This window comes from Paenibacillus amylolyticus, from assembly GCF_001570725.1.
Lineage (GTDB): Bacteria > Bacillota > Bacilli > Paenibacillales > Paenibacillaceae > Paenibacillus > Paenibacillus amylolyticus_A.
This window is the reverse complement of sequence record NZ_BCNV01000001.1, coordinates 827,056-846,631: the sequence shown is the minus strand read 5'-3', so window position 1 is coordinate 846,631 and position 19,576 is coordinate 827,056. Positions and strand designations below refer to the sequence as shown.

The window sequence follows — 19,576 nt, the reverse complement described above, 5'->3', positions numbered from 1 at the left end:
CGTCCATTGACCCCATAAGTAGTGACAAAACTAAACTATGTTATAGGGGCAGTTGACAAAACCAATAGGAGGTTATAGATGATCGATTTAACCTTATTGCTGAAGAGAGAGTCTGAAGAGCCGTTATACACCCAGCTATATCAATATATTAAGAAGGAAATTATGAACGGGAAGTTGCCAGCGCAGACACGGCTTCCATCCATTCGTTCGCTGTCTGCACACTTACATATTAGCCGTAATACCGTTGATCTGGCCTATCAACAGTTATTAGCAGAAGGTTACGTTCTAAGCAAACCAAGAAGTGGCTTATACGTTATGGATCTGCAATTGGATACCTTGCCCTCATCTCCTCATGTTCGTAAACAAGGGTCGGAAGATCACGCACTGGCTCATCCATCAATCCAGTACAATTTTCGATATGGTGATGTGGATGCTGAGCATTTTCCACTTGCTACTTGGCGTAAATTGTCCAACCTCAGCTTACAGCAAAACCATCAGGCCTTATTTTCTTATGGTGATCCACTTGGAGAACCTGGCCTTCGAATGGAAATTGCCAAGTACCTGCACGGATCAAGAGGTGTGAATTGTTCACCAGATCAAATCATGATAGGTGCTGGCATTCAATATCTACTTGCCGTGTTATCTGGATTATTAAAACCCGATAACCGCAGTATAGCGATGGAAGAGCCTGGCTATGACGGTGCTCGAACGATTTTTCAACATCATGGTCTACAACTTCGTCCGATTCCGTTGGAAACGGATGGGCTTCATATTCAGCAGCTCTATGAGAGTCAGTCCCGCATCGCGTATATTACGCCGTCTCACCAGTTCCCCTATGGGATGGTCATGCCTCTCCACAAGAGAATGCAATTACTGAAATGGGCAGCAGACCAGAATGGCATTATTATTGAGGACGATTACGATAGCGAGTTTAGATATGTCGGTAAGCCGATACCTTCCTTGCAGAGTCTGGATAGCCATCAACGTACGGTATACCTGGGGACTTTCTCAAAATGCCTGCTTCCTTCAATACGTATTGCCTACATGGTTCTGCCTAAACACTTGCTGGAGCTTCATAATAAGCATAACTACCGTTTGTATGATCAGACCGTTTCACGTTTTCACCAAAATACACTGGAGCTATTTATGAGAAATGGACATTGGGAAGCCCACATTCGCAAAATGCGCAAAGTATACCGCCATAAGCAATCCACACTGATCTCAACAATTCAGCAGCTGATGGGATCTAACGTGACAGTCATTGGTCAGGATGCAGGACTTCACATTTTACTGCGTGTACATAATGGAATGCATGAGCAACAATTGATTGCCACAGCTGAAAAGGAAGGTACCCAAGTCTATCCGGTATTGCCCTTCTGGGCACAACAAGCTCAGGCTGAGCAATCCATGGTTCAGATCGGTTTTGGCGGTTTGAGTATGGAGGATATTCAAAAGGGCGTACATTCGCTTCATCGTGCTTGGTTTGGAGAAAGTGAACGTTGAGTTTACATTAAAGTATTTCGCTGCAATTGGATGAATTGAAGGCTAGTCTGGCAACGCATCATGGGATAATTTAAGTGCAAAACAAAAAAACACGCCATCAAAGGCGTGTTTTTTTACTACTATATGGAGCCTAAAGGGATGGAACCCTTACCTCATCTCTGTTTAATTCAATGAAATAATTACTCTATGTCTAGCGTAGAACCAAGACTGATATTTAGCATACGTAAAATTATGAGTAACGACTCGGCTCTTGAAGCTTTAGCGTTTGGTTTGAATGAACCATCCGTTCCACCTTTTACAATACCCATATCGGATAACGTATCAATCTCCGCCTCTGCCCAATTACCAGAAACATCCGTAAATTTAGCATTCTTCTCTAAATTAGTGTTCAATACCTTTGAAAGCATAGCCACGATTTCTGCTCTGGAAATAGACTGATTCGGTCTGAATGTTCCATCCAGGTATCCGTTGATAATACCACTTGCTTTTAATGTAGCTATTGCCTCTCCCGCCCAGTGCCCATTGGTGTCCCGGAAGTTAGTATTACCTTCTGATGTTAAACCAAGTGCTTTTACTAACATCGTCGCAAATTCAGCTCTAGTGACGGTAGCATTAGCATGGAATGAACCATCCTTATACCCCTTAATGATCCCAAGCTTAGTCGCTAATTCAATTGCTTTCGCGTTTGGAGCATTCACAGGTACATCCTTGAATGTTATAGCAGGTACTGAATTTGCTTCCTCTACCAAAGCTTTAATTACGTCAATATTAACCTTTTCATTATAAAAAGGCTTAGATGTCGGCACTGGTGTTGATGTTGTTGGCGGTGCAGATGTAGGTGGAGTCGGCGTTGTTGTTGATGAAGGTGTTGATGGAGCTGGTGACGGTGTAGTCCCTCCGTTTGAAGGTCTCGATTCTATAATCTTCACCGTTCTGCTTACCCGTTCAGCCGCGTTTCCAGCTCGGTCGGTTACGTCATAATGAATCGTATAGACTCCTGGCTTATTGGCATCTATCGGATCACCTGATCTGACAACTTGCGAGGTCACATCCCCATCATACTCATCGGAGGCTCTCACTCCAGGATCGATAAACCCGGTTCCGCTATTTATCTCTATCAAGGAATTACCAACTAGAGTAATTGTCGGTTTATTACGATCAATTGATGTTATTTCTACTTGCTTCACAGTCTCGTTGCCACTTTGATCTTTGGCATATATGGTCATCCATCCATTATCGACGACGACAATTCCGGCAGTACCGTTTACGATAACCAACGGTGTTCCTGCCGCTGCAAAGTAGCTGCTATCCTGTTTGCCCAACGCATATTTCACCAGATCAATTCCATTCTGAGCATAGACATCAGCCGTAACACTTACGTTCTCTCTTGTCGGCTCAGACGAGTTGATCGTCCATTGAATGGTAGGGCCTACTGTAGAAATGTTGCTAACGGTAATCGTTTCAATGCTCTCATTTCCGGCAGCATCTTCCACATAGACGGTGTAGGTTCCGTTCTCCGCAACACTGAAGCTGTTGCCGCTAAACGCTGTACCAGCAGCGACAAAATAGGAGTTATCACGATTTCCCTCCGCCCATTTCTGTAACGCAACCCCGCTATCCTCATCAGAAACATCAGTCGTAATTGAAACTGGCTGATTCGTAGGAGCAGTTGAAGTGACGCTTAGTTGAATAACGGGCGGTGTTCGTTCTATATTGAAAGCATTCGAATGGTAGAATGTTTTATTACCGTTACTTTCGACGGTCTGAACATGTAAATACCACGTGCCTGCATCTAGAGGGGTAAGAATCTGAACGGTTCCATCAAACGGCGTCCAATCGTTGGCATCTGGTTCCACGGTCGTCTTTGTCCATTTGTAACTTTTCACCGCTGGAATGTATGAAGTACCTGTTAATTCCGTCGTTTGAGCATTCGACCAAGCTGCACCATCTGGATTAAAACGAATTGAAATCATTTTTTCATAAATCAATTTGATTGGAGTATTCGGTTCGCTATTGTTCGAAGCCACAAACTGTTCCGCATTTTCATAGCCAGAGATTTTAACTAATTTATCGTTATCCAAAAACCAATCAGAGACGATCGCTATGGATCTTCCTTCAAAGATTACGTTCTCTAATTCGTTTGTCATAAAAGCCATTGTACCGATGCTAGTTACATTACTCGGAATCGTGATGCTGGTTAATTTGTTATAGCTAAATGCTAAATAGTCAATAACGGTTACACTTTCGGGGATAACCACGCTGGTTAATCTGTTATCTGCAAAAGCATTTGACCCTATGCTGGTTACGCTATTCGGGATGGTCACACTTGTCAATTGGTTTTTGTAAAATGCATTTGACCCTATATGGGTCACGCTATCGGGGATGGTCACACTGGTTAATTGTTTGTTTTTAAAAACTTCACGTCCTATATGGGTGACTTCGTAAGTATCTAAAACACGAGGAATATCAACCACCAATTCATTGCCTGAATACCCTGTGATTGTCGCAGTTCCATCTCCATCAACTGAATACACCCAGTCACCAAAGGTAGCAGCACTAGCTTTTTGAATCTTCGAGGTCGTCCAACCTCCTCCCATGCTCACAGCCAAAATAATCAGGCAAATGAATAACTTCTGCACTTCCACAGAAAACCATCTCATGTGTTAATTTCCCCTCATCGTTAAATTGATTGGTATCCTTTTTTTGCTGGCATTATATGTCGAAAATGCTCACACGAGAAGTGTATTGGATACCACCCTATTGATCAACTTAACTCTGTCTTAATTCTAGCTTAACTTTAAGAGTTTAAAAAAGATGATACATATCAATGCTGTATCTCTTCTAGTAGGTCTCAAGAGTCTTATGGTTGTCTAGAACGCTTTACAGTTAGTCAAATACAAAAACGCCATCACATTAATGTGATGACGTTTTTAAATATGGAGCCTAGGGGGATCGAACCCCTGACCTCATCGCTGCCAGCGATGCGCTCTCCCAGCTGAGCTAAGGCCCCAGGATATAAAATGAACAACTTGTCCAGCTCTGCTACGTTCCGCAGACGACTCCTATATCATATAAAATCCAGCTTTCGCTGTCAATCACTTTTTGAAGCTCCAAAGTGATTGGAGAAGAACAACCGATTTCACTGGCACATACGGACTGGAACCTCAGACTGCTCTTCTCCCCTTACCCACTTCACTAATCCTCCAGATTGTCTTTGGACAACAGGGATTTTAGTTCTTTCATGAACATATTGATATCCTTGAACTGGCGATACACGGAAGCAAAGCGCACATACGCCACTTCATCGACTGGAAACAGCTGCTCCATCAATAGCTCACCAATCTGGCGGCTCTCGACCTCAGCATCGGCTGTATTACGCAAAGACTTTTCTACCTCAGATACCATCATCTCCAGCGTCTCAACAGAGACTGGACGCTTCTCACAGGCACGAATAAGCCCACGGAGAATCTTGTCCCGGCTAAACTCTTCCCGGCTGCCATCTTTCTTAATAACGATCAATGGTGTTTCTTCAATCATCTCAAACGTTGTAAATCTTCTGGCGCACTGCTCACATTCACGACGGCGACGAATCGATTTTGATTCATTAGCCGGCCTTGAATCAAGGACTTTGGTGCCCAGAAAAGCGCAATAAGGACATTTCAAATCAGATCACTTCCCACGTTTTACTTTTTACCACATATTCCCTGTACTCATTTTGTAATGAAAAACGCATTGCCGACACATAATACTTTTACCAACCCGCGAGGAGGTGAACAGCAATGGCACAAAGCAACGGTAACTCCAACAACTTGGTGGTAACTAAAGCTTCCGCAGCCCTCGAACAACTGAAATATGAAGTTGCTCAAGAACTCGGAATCAGCATCCCACAAGACGGATACCAAGGTAACATGACTTCTTACGAGAACGGTTCGATCGGTGGATACATCACGAAGCGTCTGGTAACAATTGCAGAACAGCAATTGGCAGGTCAATACCAATAATATCTGCATCGTATTACGCTACACAGAGGAGCATGGAGCGGCCGGTGAATAACCGGCCTGCTCTGTGCTTCTACTTATATACTTAGAACGTATTATAGATCTTTACATACTGATTATAATAGTAAATGACTCTTTGTACATAGTGACGCGTCTCACCAAACGGAATATCTTTCACCGTATCGAACGAGCCATCCCATACACCATCTCTAAGCCAACTGTTTACTTTGCCTGGACCCGCATTATAGGCAGCGATCATAACCGCTTCATTGCCATCAAATTGATCGGACAGATTGCGCAGATACCATGTGCCTAATTGAATATTGCGTTCAGGCTCGTGCTTCAATTCCTCCAGCGAAGTGTCGGGAATTTTGGCTTGTTCCAGTATCCAGTTCGCCGTGTCAGGCATCAGTTGCATGAGCCCAATGGCACCACGTTTGGATTCCTTGCTTGTCTTAAAATTGGTCTCCACCTTGATAATGGAAGCAATCAGAAACGGATCAACCTCATAACTCTGAGATTGGGCGCGAATCTCTTCCTTATAATGAATTGGATAGAACCATGCCATCCAGTTTGTATTCAGAAATAACACCAGTACAAAGGACACAAACATCAACAGCAGTACACGTTTCTTGCGTAATATTTTCATAACAAACCCTTACGCTGTAAATATGAGTCAATTTGCTGCTCCGTCGCAGGCCATAAGCCGCTGTTATCGATGACAATGTCTGCAAGCTGCTTTTTGCGCTCAATATCCATCTGTACATCCATCCGGGCTTCAGCCTGTGCCGCAGTCATTCCATCCCGACTCATCAAGCGATCTCGTTGGACTGACCTGGGAACATATACAACCATGACTTCCTCGAAACCATCTTCCAGACCCGATTCGTATAACAAAGGAATATCAGATACCACAAGTTTATCCGGATGTTGCAACGCGTATGCGGCGGCCCGTTCGCGCATCTCTCTACGGATCGCTGGGTGTGTGATGGCCTCCAATGCCTTTCGTTCCTCTGGTTGTTGAAAAACAATGCTTCCAAGCTTTTTCCGATCCAGTGTTCCATCTTCGTTCAGTATGGCTTGTCCGAACCGCTCAACAGCGGCGGCCAACACGGGATGCCCGGGCATCATAACTTCCCGGGCAATAACGTCTGCATCGATGAGCAACGCTCCCTTACTGGCGAGATAGGCGGAAACACTGCTTTTGCCTGTCGCGATCCCGCCGGTTAAGCCTATATTCATCGTTTCACCTCATAACAGCTTCATTATTCCCATAATCATTAACAATAGTGCTGGCAATACAGACAGTCTTCGCATCCAGCGCAGAGCTGAGAAACGCAGTCCAACCTTCATGCCGAGTGACAAAAACGCCCCACTAAACAGCGCAATAATGAGTGCCGTCCATAGTGTAGGGAATCCCAGAAGTGCCGCTCCCAATCCTGCTCCAAACGCATCCAGAGACAAGGCAATACCAAGCCACATCGCTTCTTGGGCAGATATACTCCCCGAGTTATCCATATCCGCCTTGGAGGGACTGCGAAGGATCTGAATGACGACCCCAAGCTTACGCAGCTCCAGTGTAAATACCATGCGTTCCAGCGATCCACCTGAAGCCGACTGTTCCAGATCCAGCGCAAGCACCTGGTTCCTGCCTTTTGAATCCGTCAGTGTCTCTTGTGTTTCTCCAACTCCAGTTGCTGATGTTTCCGTTCCCTCGTTCGTTCTAGTGTCTGTTTCCAGCTGTTCTTTGCCTTGCTTTCGAATAAGTTGCAACAGTGACCATGCACCAATGCCGATCAATATAACGGCTCCCACAATCGAAGCGATATCCGGTGACACCACATGGGACAACAGCACACCTACTTGCATCGACAAGGCAATAACCAATCCCGAACAGATCGAAATAACAGCGATAGATAACAGGGGAATCTTAGTCCTCCGTAACCCATATGTAATCCCGACTCCAAAACCATCTAAACTAAGCGCCAAAGCAAGCGCCAGCAATGAAATAAAATGATGCAGCACCCCGGATTCCTCCTCTGTGCGGTACTCGTGCCAACTGAAGATGCCAGTATGGGTATACGCCCGCTTATTTCTGCCATATCAGTATATGGAGGGAGGAATCCAAGGGTGCTATGATTTCATTATTTCGTTCATTCAGTTCATGTTCAGCGGCTGACAGTTCGGACAAAAATGCGTACCACGGCCACCAACTACCGTTTTTTCGATTAACGTACCACATGTTGCACACGGCTCTGACTTACGTCCGTAGATCTTCAGTTGATGCTGGAACATGCCCATCTCACCCTGTCCATTCACATAGGATTTGATGGAAGATCCTCCTGCATTCACTGCATCTTGCAACGTTGCCACAATCGCTTCATGCAGCACCGTTAACTGAGCTTCGGTCAGTGTCTTGGCAATAGTCTCGGGATGGATGCCTGCGCGAAATAGAGCCTCGTCCACATAAATATTCCCGATGCCGACCACATATGCCTGATTTAACAGTACAGCTTTAATTTTGGTTGTGCGCTTGCCAACCGCCTCACGGAATGCAGTTATTGTAAAGGCCGGATCAAGCGGCTCCAGTCCCAACTTCAGCAAAGGTTTCGATACCAGTTCCTCACCTGCATTGAACAGGTGCATCGTACCGAACTGGCGCACATCCTTATAACGTAATTCCGTACCATCATTAAAATGGAAGATCACATGTGTATGCTTCTCCACATCTTCATGCTGCTCGTACACACCGTATCTTCCTTCCATCCTCAGATGGGAGACAAGCACAAGCCCGTCCAGCAAAATACGCAAAAACTTGCCTCGTCGCTCCACCCCAATAACGGTATGTCCCGCGAGTTCCAGTGCAAATGCATCTATGTCGTCCGGCCGCTGAATAATCCGCGGCAAGCTAACGGTAACATGATCAATCGTTTTGCCTACAATAAGTTGATTCAATGTTCTTCTGACTGTTTCGACTTCCGGTAATTCCGGCATGATGTTCTCACCTCCCCTATATTATAACGGAAGATGGCGCTCAGCGGGACCCTTTTCTTATATCGAAAACATGGAAAGGTCTATTGTAAAATACCGGAAAAACCGCACAGCGCTTGATTTATTTCGCTTCGTACCAGTTATCACCAAAGCTGACTTCGGCTTTCAGCGGAACCGACAGTTCCAATGCTTTTTCCATAACCGAAGGTACTAAATCTTTCATCAATTCCAATTCATCGGCAGGCACTTCGAATACAAGCTCATCGTGCACCTGAAGCAACATACGGCTCTTCAAATTGCTTTCCCGCAGCGCTTCATCCATCTGTACCATGGCCAGCTTGATGATATCTGCCGCTGTTCCCTGAATAGGGGTATTCATCGCCGTACGCTCTGCGAAGGAACGCAGATTGAAATTACTGGCGTTAATCTCTGGCAGGTAACGACGTCGCTCCAACAACGTTTTGACGTAACCATCCTGCCGAGCTTCCTTCACAATGTCATCCATATATCGGCGCACACCCTGGAATACTTCAAAATACTGATCAATAAACTGTGCAGCCTCTTTACGCGTAATGTGCAGATTCTGTGACAAACCATAATCACTTATTCCATAAACGATACCAAAGTTAACTGCCTTGGCGGAACGACGCATATCCCCATCCACATCCTCAGGCTTCACGCCAAATACATCCGAAGCAGTCTTCGTATGAATATCCATATCGTTGACAAACGCTTCCTTCAAGCGCTCATCGTCTGAAATGTGTGCCAGTACACGCAGTTCAATCTGGGAATAGTCCGCTGCCAAAATGGACCATCCTGGCTCGGAAGGAACAAATACCTTCCGAATTTTGCGACCTTCCTCCATCCGAATCGGAATGTTTTGCAAGTTCGGGAACTGACTGCTAAGCCGTCCCGTTGCAGCAATGGTCTGACGGTAATACGTATGCACCTTGCCATCGCGATCCGAAATCTCTTTGAGTAACCCTTCCACATAAGTGGATTGCAGCTTGGCAAGCTGACGATATTGCAGAATATGCTTGACCACATCATTATAAGGAGCCAATTTCTCCAATACTTCCGCATCTGTGGAATAACCGGTTTTGGTTTTCTTCACCACTGGCAGGCCCAGTCTATCAAATAAAATCTCACCCAGTTGCTTCGGTGAATTCAGATTGAATTCCGTTCCTGACAGCTTGTAGATCTCAGCCATCAACCTGCTGATCTGCTCTTCAAACTCACTGCCCAAGGCTTGCAGATCGGCTGTATTGGCCTTGATGCCCTGTTTCTCCATGTCTGCCAGTATGCGTGACAACGGCATTTCCAGCTCATGGAACAGTGAATTCATCTCATCCGTTTCCAGCACCTGCTCCTGAAGTGGAATAATGGCTGCTACTGCAGCAGCTTTACGACATAGGAAATCGCCCAAGATCTCCATTTCCGGCACCTTATACTTGGCTCCTTTACCCATAATGGTGTCATCCTCTACGAGCGAAGGTAGACCATACTTGGTCGTGAGTCCACTAATCGTCTGGTTGGATTCCGTTGGATCAAGCAAATACGCCGCCAGTTGTACATCGAATGACGCACCTGCGAATTCAATGCCATGTGCATGCAGGGCCAGATCTACACGATGAAGATCATACCCGCGCTTAGGCTGCTCTGAATTACCAAGCCATGCCCGCACCGGAGCCGCTGCCTCGGATTGAAGCAATTCGGGAGCGATGAATGTATAGGCTCCAGCAGAACCTACAGCTAGTCCGATCAGTTTCGCTTGGTGTGGGTTATCCCCATGTGTTTCCACGTGGAGTACATCAATGGAATCAAGCGAACTGAACAGCTCACTGATCGTGTCCTCTGTTGCAATGGAGGATTGCACCTCGGCAGCAGGGACCGCTTCCTGTTCAGAACCGATGCTGCCACTGAATGACAGGCGTTCGAGCAAAGATTTGAATTCCAGTTTGGCCAATGCAGGGCCAGCATGTTCTTCTTTTAATCCGGCAAATTGCATATCCTCCCACGTCTGCTCCAGCGGAACTTCGCGGTGAATCGTCGCGAGTTTTTTGCTCATCCGGGCATCTTCGGCGTGGGCCTCAATCTTTTCTTTCATTTTGCCTTTCAATTCACCTGTGCCGTTCAGCACATCTTCTACCGATCCGAACTGGTGCAAAAGCTTCAATGCTGTCTTCTCTCCAACTCCGGGAATCCCCGGAATATTATCGGACGCATCGCCCATCAGACCCTTAAGATCAATGATTTGCAACGGCGTCAGACCATAGCGCTCCTTAATCTGAGCAGGATCATACAGTTCGATATCGGTTACTCCTTTACGCGTCAGCCCGATATGTACATGTTCGGAGGCAAGCTGCAGCATATCTTTGTCACCCGATACAACGAGCACCTGTCTGCCCGCTTCATCTGCGCGTTTGGTTAACGTTCCGATGATGTCATCCGCTTCGAATCCAGCCAGCTCAAACTGAGCGATGCCAAGTCCTTTCAGCAGTTCTTTGAGCAAAGGGAATTGCTCTGACAATTCTGGTGGTGTTTTCTCCCGGCCACCCTTGTATTCCTGGTACCCTTCGTGGCGGAACGTGATTTTGCCTGCATCAAAAGCGACCATAACATGTGTAGGCTTATGCTCTTCAAGCAGTCTCAGCAGCATCGTGGTGAAGCCGTATACCGCATTGGTATGCAGACCTTTCGAGTTGGTCAGTGGCGGCATTGCAAAAAACGCCCTGTAAATAATGCTATTTCCATCTATGAGAATAAACTTGTCCATTCCAGCACCTCGCGTATCATATGGTCAACCTCTTCAAATTACAACTACTCTCATGATACCATACCCACCTGTCACATCAAAAAGATTAGCCATCTTTTCACATCATTTTTACTCGCAAAAAAAGAACCTTCTCCGCAGACAGCCTGTGCACAGGCCACCCGGGAGAAAGTCCTTCATTTCGGTATTATTGCTATTCTTGCCAAGCATTGATTCCCCAATTCCAAAACAATGCTCTTCCTATTGGTTCAGATCCGGACGTTTACCTGTCACCAGGTATACCGTACTCTCACCAATGTTGGTTGCATGATCACCAATACGTTCAATGTAACGTCCAACCATCATCAGCAACATAGCCTGAGAAGCCTGATTCGGATGCTCCGTCATTAACGTGTAGAGATCACTGATCATGTGACTGTACAATTGATCGACCTGATCGTCCGTTTGAGCCATCTTATAGGCCAGGTCTGTGTTTTCTTTCAGGAAAGATTCGATGGATTCATCAATCATGGATTTCACGATTTCTGCCATTTGTGGAATATCCACCAGAGGTTTAATCAGTTTCTGTCCATCCATCCGAAGGGTTACCTTCGCCACGTCGAGCGCGAGATCTCCCATACGCTCCAGATCACTGGAAATTTTGAAAGCAACGATAATACGTCTGAGATCCTTTGCCACCGGCTGTTGTGTGATGATCAGTTTGGAGCCAAGTTCCATAATCTTGTCTTCAAGGGCATTCAGATTCGCATCATTCTTGATGATGACCTGAGCTTTCTCCGCGTTCATCGTCTGCAGACTCTCAATGGCACCATCCAGTGCCGCTCCTACATGTTCACCCATTTGCTTGAGCAAGGTACGTAGCTCTTCAAGCTCCTGATCAAATTCTTTTCTGCGAATCATAGATTTCATGTCCTCCTTGTCCATCATCTCCGGGTATGCCGGGATCGTTCCAATTCAGCTCGCTTAACCAAACCTTCCCGAGATATAATCCTCGGTCCGGGAATCTTGCGGTGTGGAGAATAACGTCTCCGTATCAGCTGCCTCCACCACTTCACCATTCAGGAAAAATACCGTACGTCCAGATACCCGTGCCGCTTGGTGCATATTGTGGGTAACCATAACGATCGTATACTTGTGATGCAATTCCTTCACCAGTTCCTCAATCTTCAATGTGGAGATCGGGTCGAGTGCCGATGTTGCTTCATCCATTAGCAGAACGTCAGGCTGTACAGCCAGCGCCCGTGCAATACAGAGACGCTGTTGTTGTCCACCGGACAAACTAAGTGCCGACTTTTTCAATACATCCTTCACTTCATCCCACAGTGCCGCATGGACAAGGCTTTGTTCCACCAATTGATCCAGTTCAGCCTTTTGGGTTACCCCGTGCAAGCGTGGTCCATAAGCGACGTTATCATAGATGGATTTCGGGAAAGGATTCGGTTGTTGAAACACCATGCCGACCCGTTTACGCAGGGTCTCCACTTCAATCTCATTACTGTAAATATCGGAGCCATTCAGCATAACCTGTCCTTCCACACGAACACCCGGAATCATGTCATTCATCCGGTTCAATGTGCGAAGCAATGTCGATTTACCACAACCTGACGGCCCGATGAACGCAGTAACGGTTTTTTCCGGCAGATCCATCGATATATTTTTAAGCGCGTGATGCGTATCATAGTATAAATTAAGATTTTCAATGTGAATGAGGTCCTTCATGGATGTTCACTTCTCCTTCGCTGCAGGGACACTGAAACTCCCTTTACGTTGAGACCGATGCTGATAATGATTCATCTCTGCTCGGCCATCTTTAATATCCTACCCTCTCATTGTAAAAACAGTATCACTTTCGTGTTAACGGAATGTAAAAAGACATCCTTAACCTTCATGATCTGCTTGATGGATCAATCTGATTGCTGATGCCTGCCTTATTGATTTGCTTTTATATCACTCACTATCCGCAACCATCTCATCCAGCTTCATTCGAATATGCTCAGCGACTTCTCCAGCTTTTCCGCCTTCCATGGCGATCTCCTCTGCTATACGAGACAAATCTCTCACTGCACTGTTCAGTTGCCGGAACGTTGCTCCCCCAGAGGTCACATGCACTGAACTATCGTCAATTTCGGTTCCGCTTGCCTTAACCAGTTCTACTGTCTGGAGGGTCAATCCACCAATATTCTCAAGCAATGAAGACATGTTGCCTGCAACCTCACGGGTCTGTTTCGCAAGCGCTCGAATCTCACCTGCAACAATCTGAAAACCTCGTCCGTATTCACCCGCGTGAGCTGCTTCGATGGAAGCATTTAGCGCAAGGAGTCCACTTTGATCTGCCAGGGATCGAATGGAATGTGCCATGCCTGAGCCGGTTTTGATCGAATCCAGCATGTAATCCGCATGTTGTCCTTGGCTCTCCATATGCTGATGTACGCGGTTATAGGAAGCATCGACGTGCTTCAAACTCTCTTCTCCATGCTCGGATAATGCCATGATCTCACGGGCTTCATGTACAGTTTGATTAGCCGCTTGCACCAGCTTGGTGACTGCATTATTGATTCTAGATATCTCTTGTCTGCTCTCGGTTACTGTACGTATGCGCTCTTCCGTAACAGCCTGTTGCAGTCTTCTGGATAGAGACATCACGTCACGCATCGTCAGCACACCGAGCAGTCTGTCTTGTTCTGTAACGAGCAGACAATCATAGAAATGCTGTTCAGTGCGTCCAAGTGCAATATCAATAATCGTTGTGGCTTCCATATCAATATCCGCAATAACCGGAGATGCATTCGCTACTTGTATGACGGGTTTACGGTAGAACAGATCTGCGGCAAAACGACCATTCAACATCCGATATAACGTCTCACGCATTAATAACCCGGTCGGTTTCATCTGCTCATCACATAATACGATGCACGGGTGCTCCTGATCCTGATTCATCATCGTCGCAGCTTCTCCACAGGTTGTATGGACCCCGGCGACAGGAACCTGACGATAATAGTCATGCAAATTGATTACAGGCTCTTCAGCAACAACCCTTACTTCATTATGCTTCATTTCAGGTGTAGTTAATTCTTCATTATGTAAAACAACGAGAGGCTGATCGGGTTTCACTTCGAGCAACATAGGCATAAATACGCAATCTCCTTTACGTAATAGCTCCGTCTTGAGGTAGGTTATGTAGGTACAAAGTATCACTCAGATAAGTCCATGCTACTCCCTCTGCGTAAAGAAAAATCTTCCTTTATGTTAAATGAACGTAAAATAAAACTCCCCGATCATTGCTAACTTGAATGATGGGGAGTTTTTCTTTTGACAACCAATTTATAACCTACACCGCGAATCGAATCAATGTGAACCGATTCCGGGTCTAGCTCCAGCTTTTTACGTAATGAGCTGACGTGAACATCCACGGTTCGTTGACCTCCAATATAATCGAAGCCCCACACCGCGTTCATCAGATCATCCCTTGTGAGCACCACACCTGGCTTTTTGGCCAAATATAGCAGTACTTCAAACTCTTTTGGACGCAGACTGATGGATTGTCCACCCAGTGTCACTTCATACTTCAGAGGATAGATCTCCAGCTCTCCCAAAATAATTCGTGAACCATCCTTGTCCTCAGGCTGTGGTAAATCTTCACCATTGGAATAACGTCTTAATACCGCATCCACTCTGGCTAATAACTCCGATACACCAAATGGTTTGGTAATATAATCATCGGCACCCGATTTCAGCCCCTGTACAACCTCGGCTTCACCGGTCTTTGCCGTCAGAATGATAACTGGTGTACTGACACCCTGAATTCTTAACTTGTTCAGAATGTCCAGACCATTCATACCCGGTAGCATCAGATCCAGTAAAATCAGATCAAATTCCTGAGACAAGGCCCGGTCATATCCTGCTGATCCGTGATCCTCAGCTGTAACGTCATAACCCTCTTGTGTCAGGTTATACGTGAGTAATCTTGATAATGTAGGTTCATCTTCAATAACTAGCAAACGCTGTGCCATGATACCCCTTCTCTCTTCATAGGTTGTCTGTTGCCACAACACTTTTTCTATCATAGCACTAAATTGTTAACGCTGTGTAAAACAATACATACTTTTTACATTTGATACCTGACACCTACATCTCTTCGTCCTGAATGAATGGAAGAATAACACGGAACGTTGTACCCATGCCCAGTTCACTCTCTACAGACAATTTGCCATGGTGTAATTCCACCAGATGTTTCACGATGGAAAGCCCAAGACCCGTTCCTCCGGAATTACGGGATCTGCCCTTATCGACGCGATAGAATCGTTCGAAGATTCGCGGCAAATCTTTTTTCGGTATGCCAATTCCCGTATCCGACACCGCAAACACGACTTCCTCATCGTTATCCATTGTCACCTGCAACTTCACCCGGCCACCGTCGGGCGTATAGTTGATTCCGTTGGATAAGAGATTGATGAATATCTGCTTCATTTTGTCCTCATCTGCTTCAATGTACAGTTCCTCGGGAACATGCATTTCCAGACGAATCTGCTTTTTCTCCGCCACTTTGGATAAAGTGCCCAGCACCATTTCGAAGAAAGAGTGTACATGAACAGGGGAGCATTGCAGCGGCGCGCGTTTGGATTCAATTTTGGATAACTCCAGAATATCCCCGATCAATCGATTAAGTCGATCTCCCTCATCATAGATGATTTTCAGGAATGAGCGCTCCGTCTCCTTGTCCTGTACCCCGCCACTGAGCAACGTTTCCGCAAACCCTTTGACCGCGGCAACAGGTGTCTTGAGCTCGTGAGAGACATTCGCGACAAACTCACTACGCATCGACTCCAGTCGACGGATCGCCGTCACGTCCTGTAAAAGGAACAACATGCCTCGATACCCGCCATCATCTTCGGACATGGGTACCCCATCAATACGAATCAATTTTTCCTCCGGGTTGAACACACTCACTTCTTCATGCATCCGTTCTTTAAGGGCAACACTCTCTTCAATGGTACGGGTTAATTCGTAGTGTCTTTTCAATTCAGTATAAGGTTTACCTGTAACCTTTCCTGCCTGAATACCCAGCATACGCTCCGCTTCCCGATTGACCAGCGCAATGGATTGCCCTGCATCGATCATAACAATGCCTCCAGTCATATTCGCCAGGACACTCTGTAGCAGCGCTTCATTGTCACGAATCGTTTTTAGCTGAGACTGCAAGCTGTCTGCCATTCCGTTTATCGCAAGCCCCAGCTGTCCGATCTCATCTCTACGCGTGACGTCCACTCTCGCATCGTATTCCAGCTTGGTAATGCGATGGGCCACTTTCGTAATATGCTCAATCGGCGAGGTTAATCCGCGTGCAACCCGATAACTGACAAACGCGACAATCAGGAACAGCAGTCCCAGTGCAGCAAACATGATCATCCATCCACGCTGAAGCCCCTGATCAACAGCCTGCAAACTCATGGAAAGACGAATATAGCCATCAAATTTGCCGCTCGGAATTTCAATCATGTCACTTTGATCCGAATTCACAGGTAGTGCCACGTACAGCATGTCCTGTCCCAGTGTTTCACTGTAACGTATGGACTGCCCGTATCCATCTCCAACGGCACCCTTAATCTCCTCTCGGTTCAAGTGGTTATCCATCGATGCCGGATCACTCTCGGAATCTCCGATGACCGTGCCATCTTTATTGATGAAAGTTACCCGGGAATCCGTTAGGCGATCTAATTCCAGCGCCCGATCTGAATAATACTTTCGTGTAGCTTGCGAGGTTGGATCACTTGCATCATGGAACGGGAAGGTTGCTTTGAGCAAATTAATCTCACGCACCATCGTTTGCTCCAGTGCGGTCGTATGCGTAGTCTTAAACACTCTGCCCATCGTATATCCAGCCACAATGACGGATACGCCGATCAGCACCATCATAATGATGGCAAGGCGAATTCGGAACGGTCTCATCTATCTCTTCCTTTATGATCAGATTAATATCTAATGTCTTACTCTACAATGAATCCAGTTCAATTCGATCCCCACGAGTACCAGGATTGGAAATAACGAGAAACTCCACTTCTTTGTCGCTCCGGTTCATCATCTGATGAGGCTCTCCCGGAGGAATCTCAATCCCTTCATGGGGTTCCAGCACAACCGTATCTCCATTAAGTTCCATACAGGCTTCACCGCTGAGAATAAAAAAGAACTGACGGCTTATCGAATGATAATGTCGGATTTCAGCCGTTCCTGCGGGCATTCGTTCATGAATAATGCTGAGTGTTTCATTTTGAACGAGGTGCCAACCATCGCACTGCCCGCCCCATATATAATGTGCTGCATTTTGTTTGCTCATTTTCATATGACTGTCCCCCTGAAGTAAACTTGCTCGGTCTATCATATCACAGATGACATGGTGACTATTCCCATTCATGAGGAAACATATCGATCTTGACTACAGTCAACTTTAGACAAGGCTAATCATAAAATATCATGGTTGTATGAAGACTGATCCCGACTTTTGTAAAAAGAAGACTGAGATATTTGATCTTCATCAATTTGCCGAAAATTCGAAATTTATTCGAAATTAGACTGTTTCATGATACAAAGTGTATTCCTATGCTGCTTGGGCTGATGTACAATGTACAGTATACAGATATGCTTTGACTAACATTACAGGCTTGATCATTCTAACCTGACATGGAGACCTGACAATGGAATCGCACATTAATTCATATATAACACTTGTAGCCACTTCAGCTGTGCTGAATGTCTTTTTGTGTTTATACACCTATTTCAGAAGATCCGAGATCCCCAGTTCCAAAGTATTCATTCTCTACACAGCAGCACTCTCCATATATACCTTCGGGTATGCCATTGAGCTGGCCAGCAACACGCTGGAACAGATGAAGTTTTGGACCACCGTGGAGTATATAGGCATGCCCTTCTCCGCATCTCTTGGTCTCATCCTGATGATAAAATATACCGGGAGAACGCTATCCAAAAAGGTAACTGCCGCGCTGTTTGTAATCCCTTCCATTACGCTATGTATGGTAGCAACCAATGATTTTCATCATCTATTTTATAAAAAAGTATGGCTAAGAGAAGATAGTTCTGTACCTCTGATGGATATCGCAGTAGGCCAATGGTATGTTGTACACGGTGCATTCACGTTCTCCTGTTTGTTGTGTGCCTGTCTTATTCTGATCGGACAATGGAAACACACCAAGAAGATGTATCGTCGTCAATTACTTACGCTGATCACTTCGCAGATTATTCCCATGGTCGCAGCTTTTCTGTACTTGCTTGGTTTGACGCCAGGCGGCATGGACCCTGTACCGGTGCTCATGTGTATCACATCTGCCATGTACATCTGGGCGATTCTATCCTCTCGTCTACTGACCATCGTGCCGATCGCCAAGGACAGTATTTTCGAAAGCATGCGTGAAGGTGTTATCGTACTGGATAGTTCGAATCGTCTGGTCGATTACAACCGATCTATGCGTGACATGTTGCCGGAGATTAATCCGACCATGATCGGCCGACCCTTGGATGACATATGGCTTAACCTTGCTGGAGAGACTTTTCCGGTTGAATACGGCAAGGAAGGATTGCAAATGGATCTGTACTGGCAGTTAGATGGAGAGACCGTATGTTATCAGGTCAGGACATCTTACGTGTATAACAAAGATGCGCAGACCGTGGGCAGCCTAATTATGCTCATCGATATAACGGAACAACGTTTCTTGCAAGAACAACTGAAGCAACTGGCTTATTTCGATGGTCTGACCAAAATTTACAACCGTACTCAATTTTTGCATAAAGGTCGGGAAATTTTAAGTGAAGCCCTCCTTAATCTGCAACCTGCCTCATTTATATTATTTGATATTGATCACTTTAAACGCATCAACGATACGTACGGGCATGATGTTGGCGATCAGGCCATCATTCATGTTGTCTCCGTCTGTAATCGTTATTTGAGCCCTGAGATGTTGTTCGCTCGTTATGGAGGAGAAGAGTTCGTGATCGCTCTTCCGAATACCTCGCTCCAGGAAGCCGAGAAACTTGCAGAACAACTGAGAGTTGCCTTGTTGAATGAACCGCTCGATGTTCAGGGAGTCCCTATTACGCTGACCTCAAGCTTTGGTATTGCTCAGTACAATGGAGGTGTGGATTCGCTGGAGTCCTTGTTACGCGATGCTGATACTGCCTTATACGAGTCCAAGCGCAATGGTCGGAATGCTGTTCGTGTCCATGCTGTGAGTACAGTCTAACCAATACAGACCGTGTCTGATGGAATATGTATGGTGCATGTTTGATAGCCATCTCTGTAGCT

Annotated in this window: 16 protein-coding genes and 1 tRNA gene; 3 read left to right on the top strand and 14 right to left on the bottom strand. The window is 45.8% G+C overall.

Annotated elements, in window-relative coordinates; translation table 11 throughout:
* Positions 1-78 precede the first annotated feature (78 nt).
* Positions 79-1,503, top strand: coding sequence for a MocR-like pyridoxine biosynthesis transcription factor PdxR (gene pdxR / locus PAHA3_RS03990; protein ID WP_062833566.1), 1,425 nt, complete (start codon positions 79-81; stop codon positions 1,501-1,503).
* Positions 1,504-1,682: 179 nt separating this feature from the next.
* On the opposite strand, the gene PAHA3_RS03985 is transcribed toward pdxR, so the two are convergent.
* The 3 genes from PAHA3_RS03985 to nrdR form a co-directional block, all read right to left on the bottom strand.
* Complete coding sequence (locus PAHA3_RS03985) at positions 1,683-4,163, bottom strand: S-layer homology domain-containing protein (RefSeq protein ID WP_062833565.1); 2,481 nt, start codon at positions 4,161-4,163, stop codon at positions 1,683-1,685.
* Positions 4,164-4,440: 277 nt separating this feature from the next.
* Positions 4,441-4,513, bottom strand: a tRNA-Ala gene (locus PAHA3_RS03980).
* Between the two features lie 185 nt (positions 4,514-4,698).
* Positions 4,699-5,166, bottom strand: coding sequence for a transcriptional regulator NrdR (gene nrdR / locus PAHA3_RS03975; protein ID WP_062833564.1), 468 nt, complete (start codon positions 5,164-5,166; stop codon positions 4,699-4,701).
* Positions 5,167-5,282: 116 nt separating this feature from the next.
* Between nrdR and PAHA3_RS03970 the strand changes: the two genes are divergently transcribed.
* Entirely contained in the window at positions 5,283-5,504 is a 222-nt protein-coding gene (locus PAHA3_RS03970; RefSeq protein WP_053783555.1) for an alpha/beta-type small acid-soluble spore protein, read from the top strand.
* Between the two features lie 82 nt (positions 5,505-5,586).
* On the opposite strand, the gene PAHA3_RS03965 is transcribed toward PAHA3_RS03970, so the two are convergent.
* From PAHA3_RS03965 to PAHA3_RS03915, 11 genes are all read right to left on the bottom strand, one after another.
* Complete coding sequence (locus PAHA3_RS03965; protein WP_062833563.1) at positions 5,587-6,150, bottom strand: lytic transglycosylase domain-containing protein; 564 nt, start codon at positions 6,148-6,150, stop codon at positions 5,587-5,589.
* The gene (gene coaE, locus PAHA3_RS03960) at positions 6,147-6,743 is read right to left on the bottom strand and encodes a dephospho-CoA kinase (protein ID WP_062833562.1); all 597 of its coding nucleotides are present in this window, start codon (positions 6,741-6,743) and stop codon (positions 6,147-6,149) included. Before coaE ends, PAHA3_RS03965 begins: the two co-directional genes overlap by 4 nt.
* A gap of 9 nt (positions 6,744-6,752) precedes the next feature.
* On the bottom strand, positions 6,753-7,526 hold the full coding sequence (locus PAHA3_RS03955) for a manganese efflux pump (protein WP_062833561.1): 774 nt from the start codon (positions 7,524-7,526) through the stop codon (positions 6,753-6,755).
* A 132-nt stretch (positions 7,527-7,658) separates the two neighbouring features.
* Entirely contained in the window at positions 7,659-8,495 is an 837-nt protein-coding gene (gene mutM / locus PAHA3_RS03950) for a DNA-formamidopyrimidine glycosylase (RefSeq protein WP_062833560.1), read from the bottom strand.
* A gap of 118 nt (positions 8,496-8,613) precedes the next feature.
* On the bottom strand, positions 8,614-11,268 hold the full coding sequence (gene polA, locus PAHA3_RS03945) for a DNA polymerase I (protein ID WP_062833559.1): 2,655 nt from the start codon (positions 11,266-11,268) through the stop codon (positions 8,614-8,616).
* A gap of 237 nt (positions 11,269-11,505) precedes the next feature.
* A complete protein-coding gene (phoU, locus tag PAHA3_RS03940) occupies positions 11,506-12,165 on the bottom strand; it encodes a phosphate signaling complex protein PhoU (RefSeq protein ID WP_017689478.1) in 660 nt (219 codons plus the stop codon).
* Positions 12,166-12,228: 63 nt separating this feature from the next.
* Positions 12,229-12,984: a phosphate ABC transporter ATP-binding protein PstB gene (pstB, locus tag PAHA3_RS03935; protein WP_036609821.1), complete on the bottom strand. Its 756-nt coding sequence runs from the start codon at positions 12,982-12,984 to the stop codon at positions 12,229-12,231.
* 228 nt (positions 12,985-13,212) lie between these two features.
* Complete coding sequence (locus PAHA3_RS03930; protein WP_062833558.1) at positions 13,213-14,394, bottom strand: methyl-accepting chemotaxis protein; 1,182 nt, start codon at positions 14,392-14,394, stop codon at positions 13,213-13,215.
* 152 nt (positions 14,395-14,546) lie between these two features.
* Complete coding sequence (locus PAHA3_RS03925; RefSeq protein ID WP_062833557.1) at positions 14,547-15,275, bottom strand: response regulator transcription factor; 729 nt, start codon at positions 15,273-15,275, stop codon at positions 14,547-14,549.
* A gap of 115 nt (positions 15,276-15,390) precedes the next feature.
* Entirely contained in the window at positions 15,391-17,211 is a 1,821-nt protein-coding gene (pnpS, locus tag PAHA3_RS03920; RefSeq protein ID WP_062833556.1) for a two-component system histidine kinase PnpS, read from the bottom strand.
* Positions 17,212-17,254: 43 nt separating this feature from the next.
* A complete protein-coding gene (locus PAHA3_RS03915) occupies positions 17,255-17,602 on the bottom strand; it encodes a cupin domain-containing protein (RefSeq protein WP_062833555.1) in 348 nt (115 codons plus the stop codon).
* Positions 17,603-17,954: 352 nt separating this feature from the next.
* Between PAHA3_RS03915 and PAHA3_RS03910 the strand changes: the two genes are divergently transcribed.
* The gene (locus tag PAHA3_RS03910) at positions 17,955-19,514 is read left to right on the top strand and encodes a histidine kinase N-terminal 7TM domain-containing diguanylate cyclase (RefSeq protein WP_062833554.1); all 1,560 of its coding nucleotides are present in this window, start codon (positions 17,955-17,957) and stop codon (positions 19,512-19,514) included.
* Positions 19,515-19,576 lie beyond the last annotated feature (62 nt).

Coding starts and splice junctions, on each gene's coding strand:
- pdxR (WP_062833566.1), top strand. CDS start 79: ATGATCGATTTAACCTTATTGCTGAAGAGAGAGTCTGAAGAGCCGTTA.
- PAHA3_RS03985 (WP_062833565.1), bottom strand. CDS start 4,163: ATGAGATGGTTTTCTGTGGAAGTGCAGAAGTTATTCATTTGCCTGATT.
- PAHA3_RS03970 (WP_053783555.1), top strand. CDS start 5,283: ATGGCACAAAGCAACGGTAACTCCAACAACTTGGTGGTAACTAAAGCT.
- PAHA3_RS03965 (WP_062833563.1), bottom strand. CDS start 6,150: ATGAAAATATTACGCAAGAAACGTGTACTGCTGTTGATGTTTGTGTCC.
- coaE (WP_062833562.1), bottom strand. CDS start 6,743: ATGAATATAGGCTTAACCGGCGGGATCGCGACAGGCAAAAGCAGTGTT.
- mutM (WP_062833560.1), bottom strand. CDS start 8,495: ATGCCGGAATTACCGGAAGTCGAAACAGTCAGAAGAACATTGAATCAA.
- polA (WP_062833559.1), bottom strand. CDS start 11,268: ATGGACAAGTTTATTCTCATAGATGGAAATAGCATTATTTACAGGGCG.
- phoU (WP_017689478.1), bottom strand. CDS start 12,165: ATGATTCGCAGAAAAGAATTTGATCAGGAGCTTGAAGAGCTACGTACC.
- pstB (WP_036609821.1), bottom strand. CDS start 12,984: ATGAAGGACCTCATTCACATTGAAAATCTTAATTTATACTATGATACG.
- PAHA3_RS03930 (WP_062833558.1), bottom strand. CDS start 14,394: ATGCCTATGTTGCTCGAAGTGAAACCCGATCAGCCTCTCGTTGTTTTA.
- PAHA3_RS03925 (WP_062833557.1), bottom strand. CDS start 15,275: ATGGCACAGCGTTTGCTAGTTATTGAAGATGAACCTACATTATCAAGA.
- pnpS (WP_062833556.1), bottom strand. CDS start 17,211: ATGAGACCGTTCCGAATTCGCCTTGCCATCATTATGATGGTGCTGATC.
- PAHA3_RS03915 (WP_062833555.1), bottom strand. CDS start 17,602: ATGAAAATGAGCAAACAAAATGCAGCACATTATATATGGGGCGGGCAG.
- PAHA3_RS03910 (WP_062833554.1), top strand. CDS start 17,955: ATGGAATCGCACATTAATTCATATATAACACTTGTAGCCACTTCAGCT.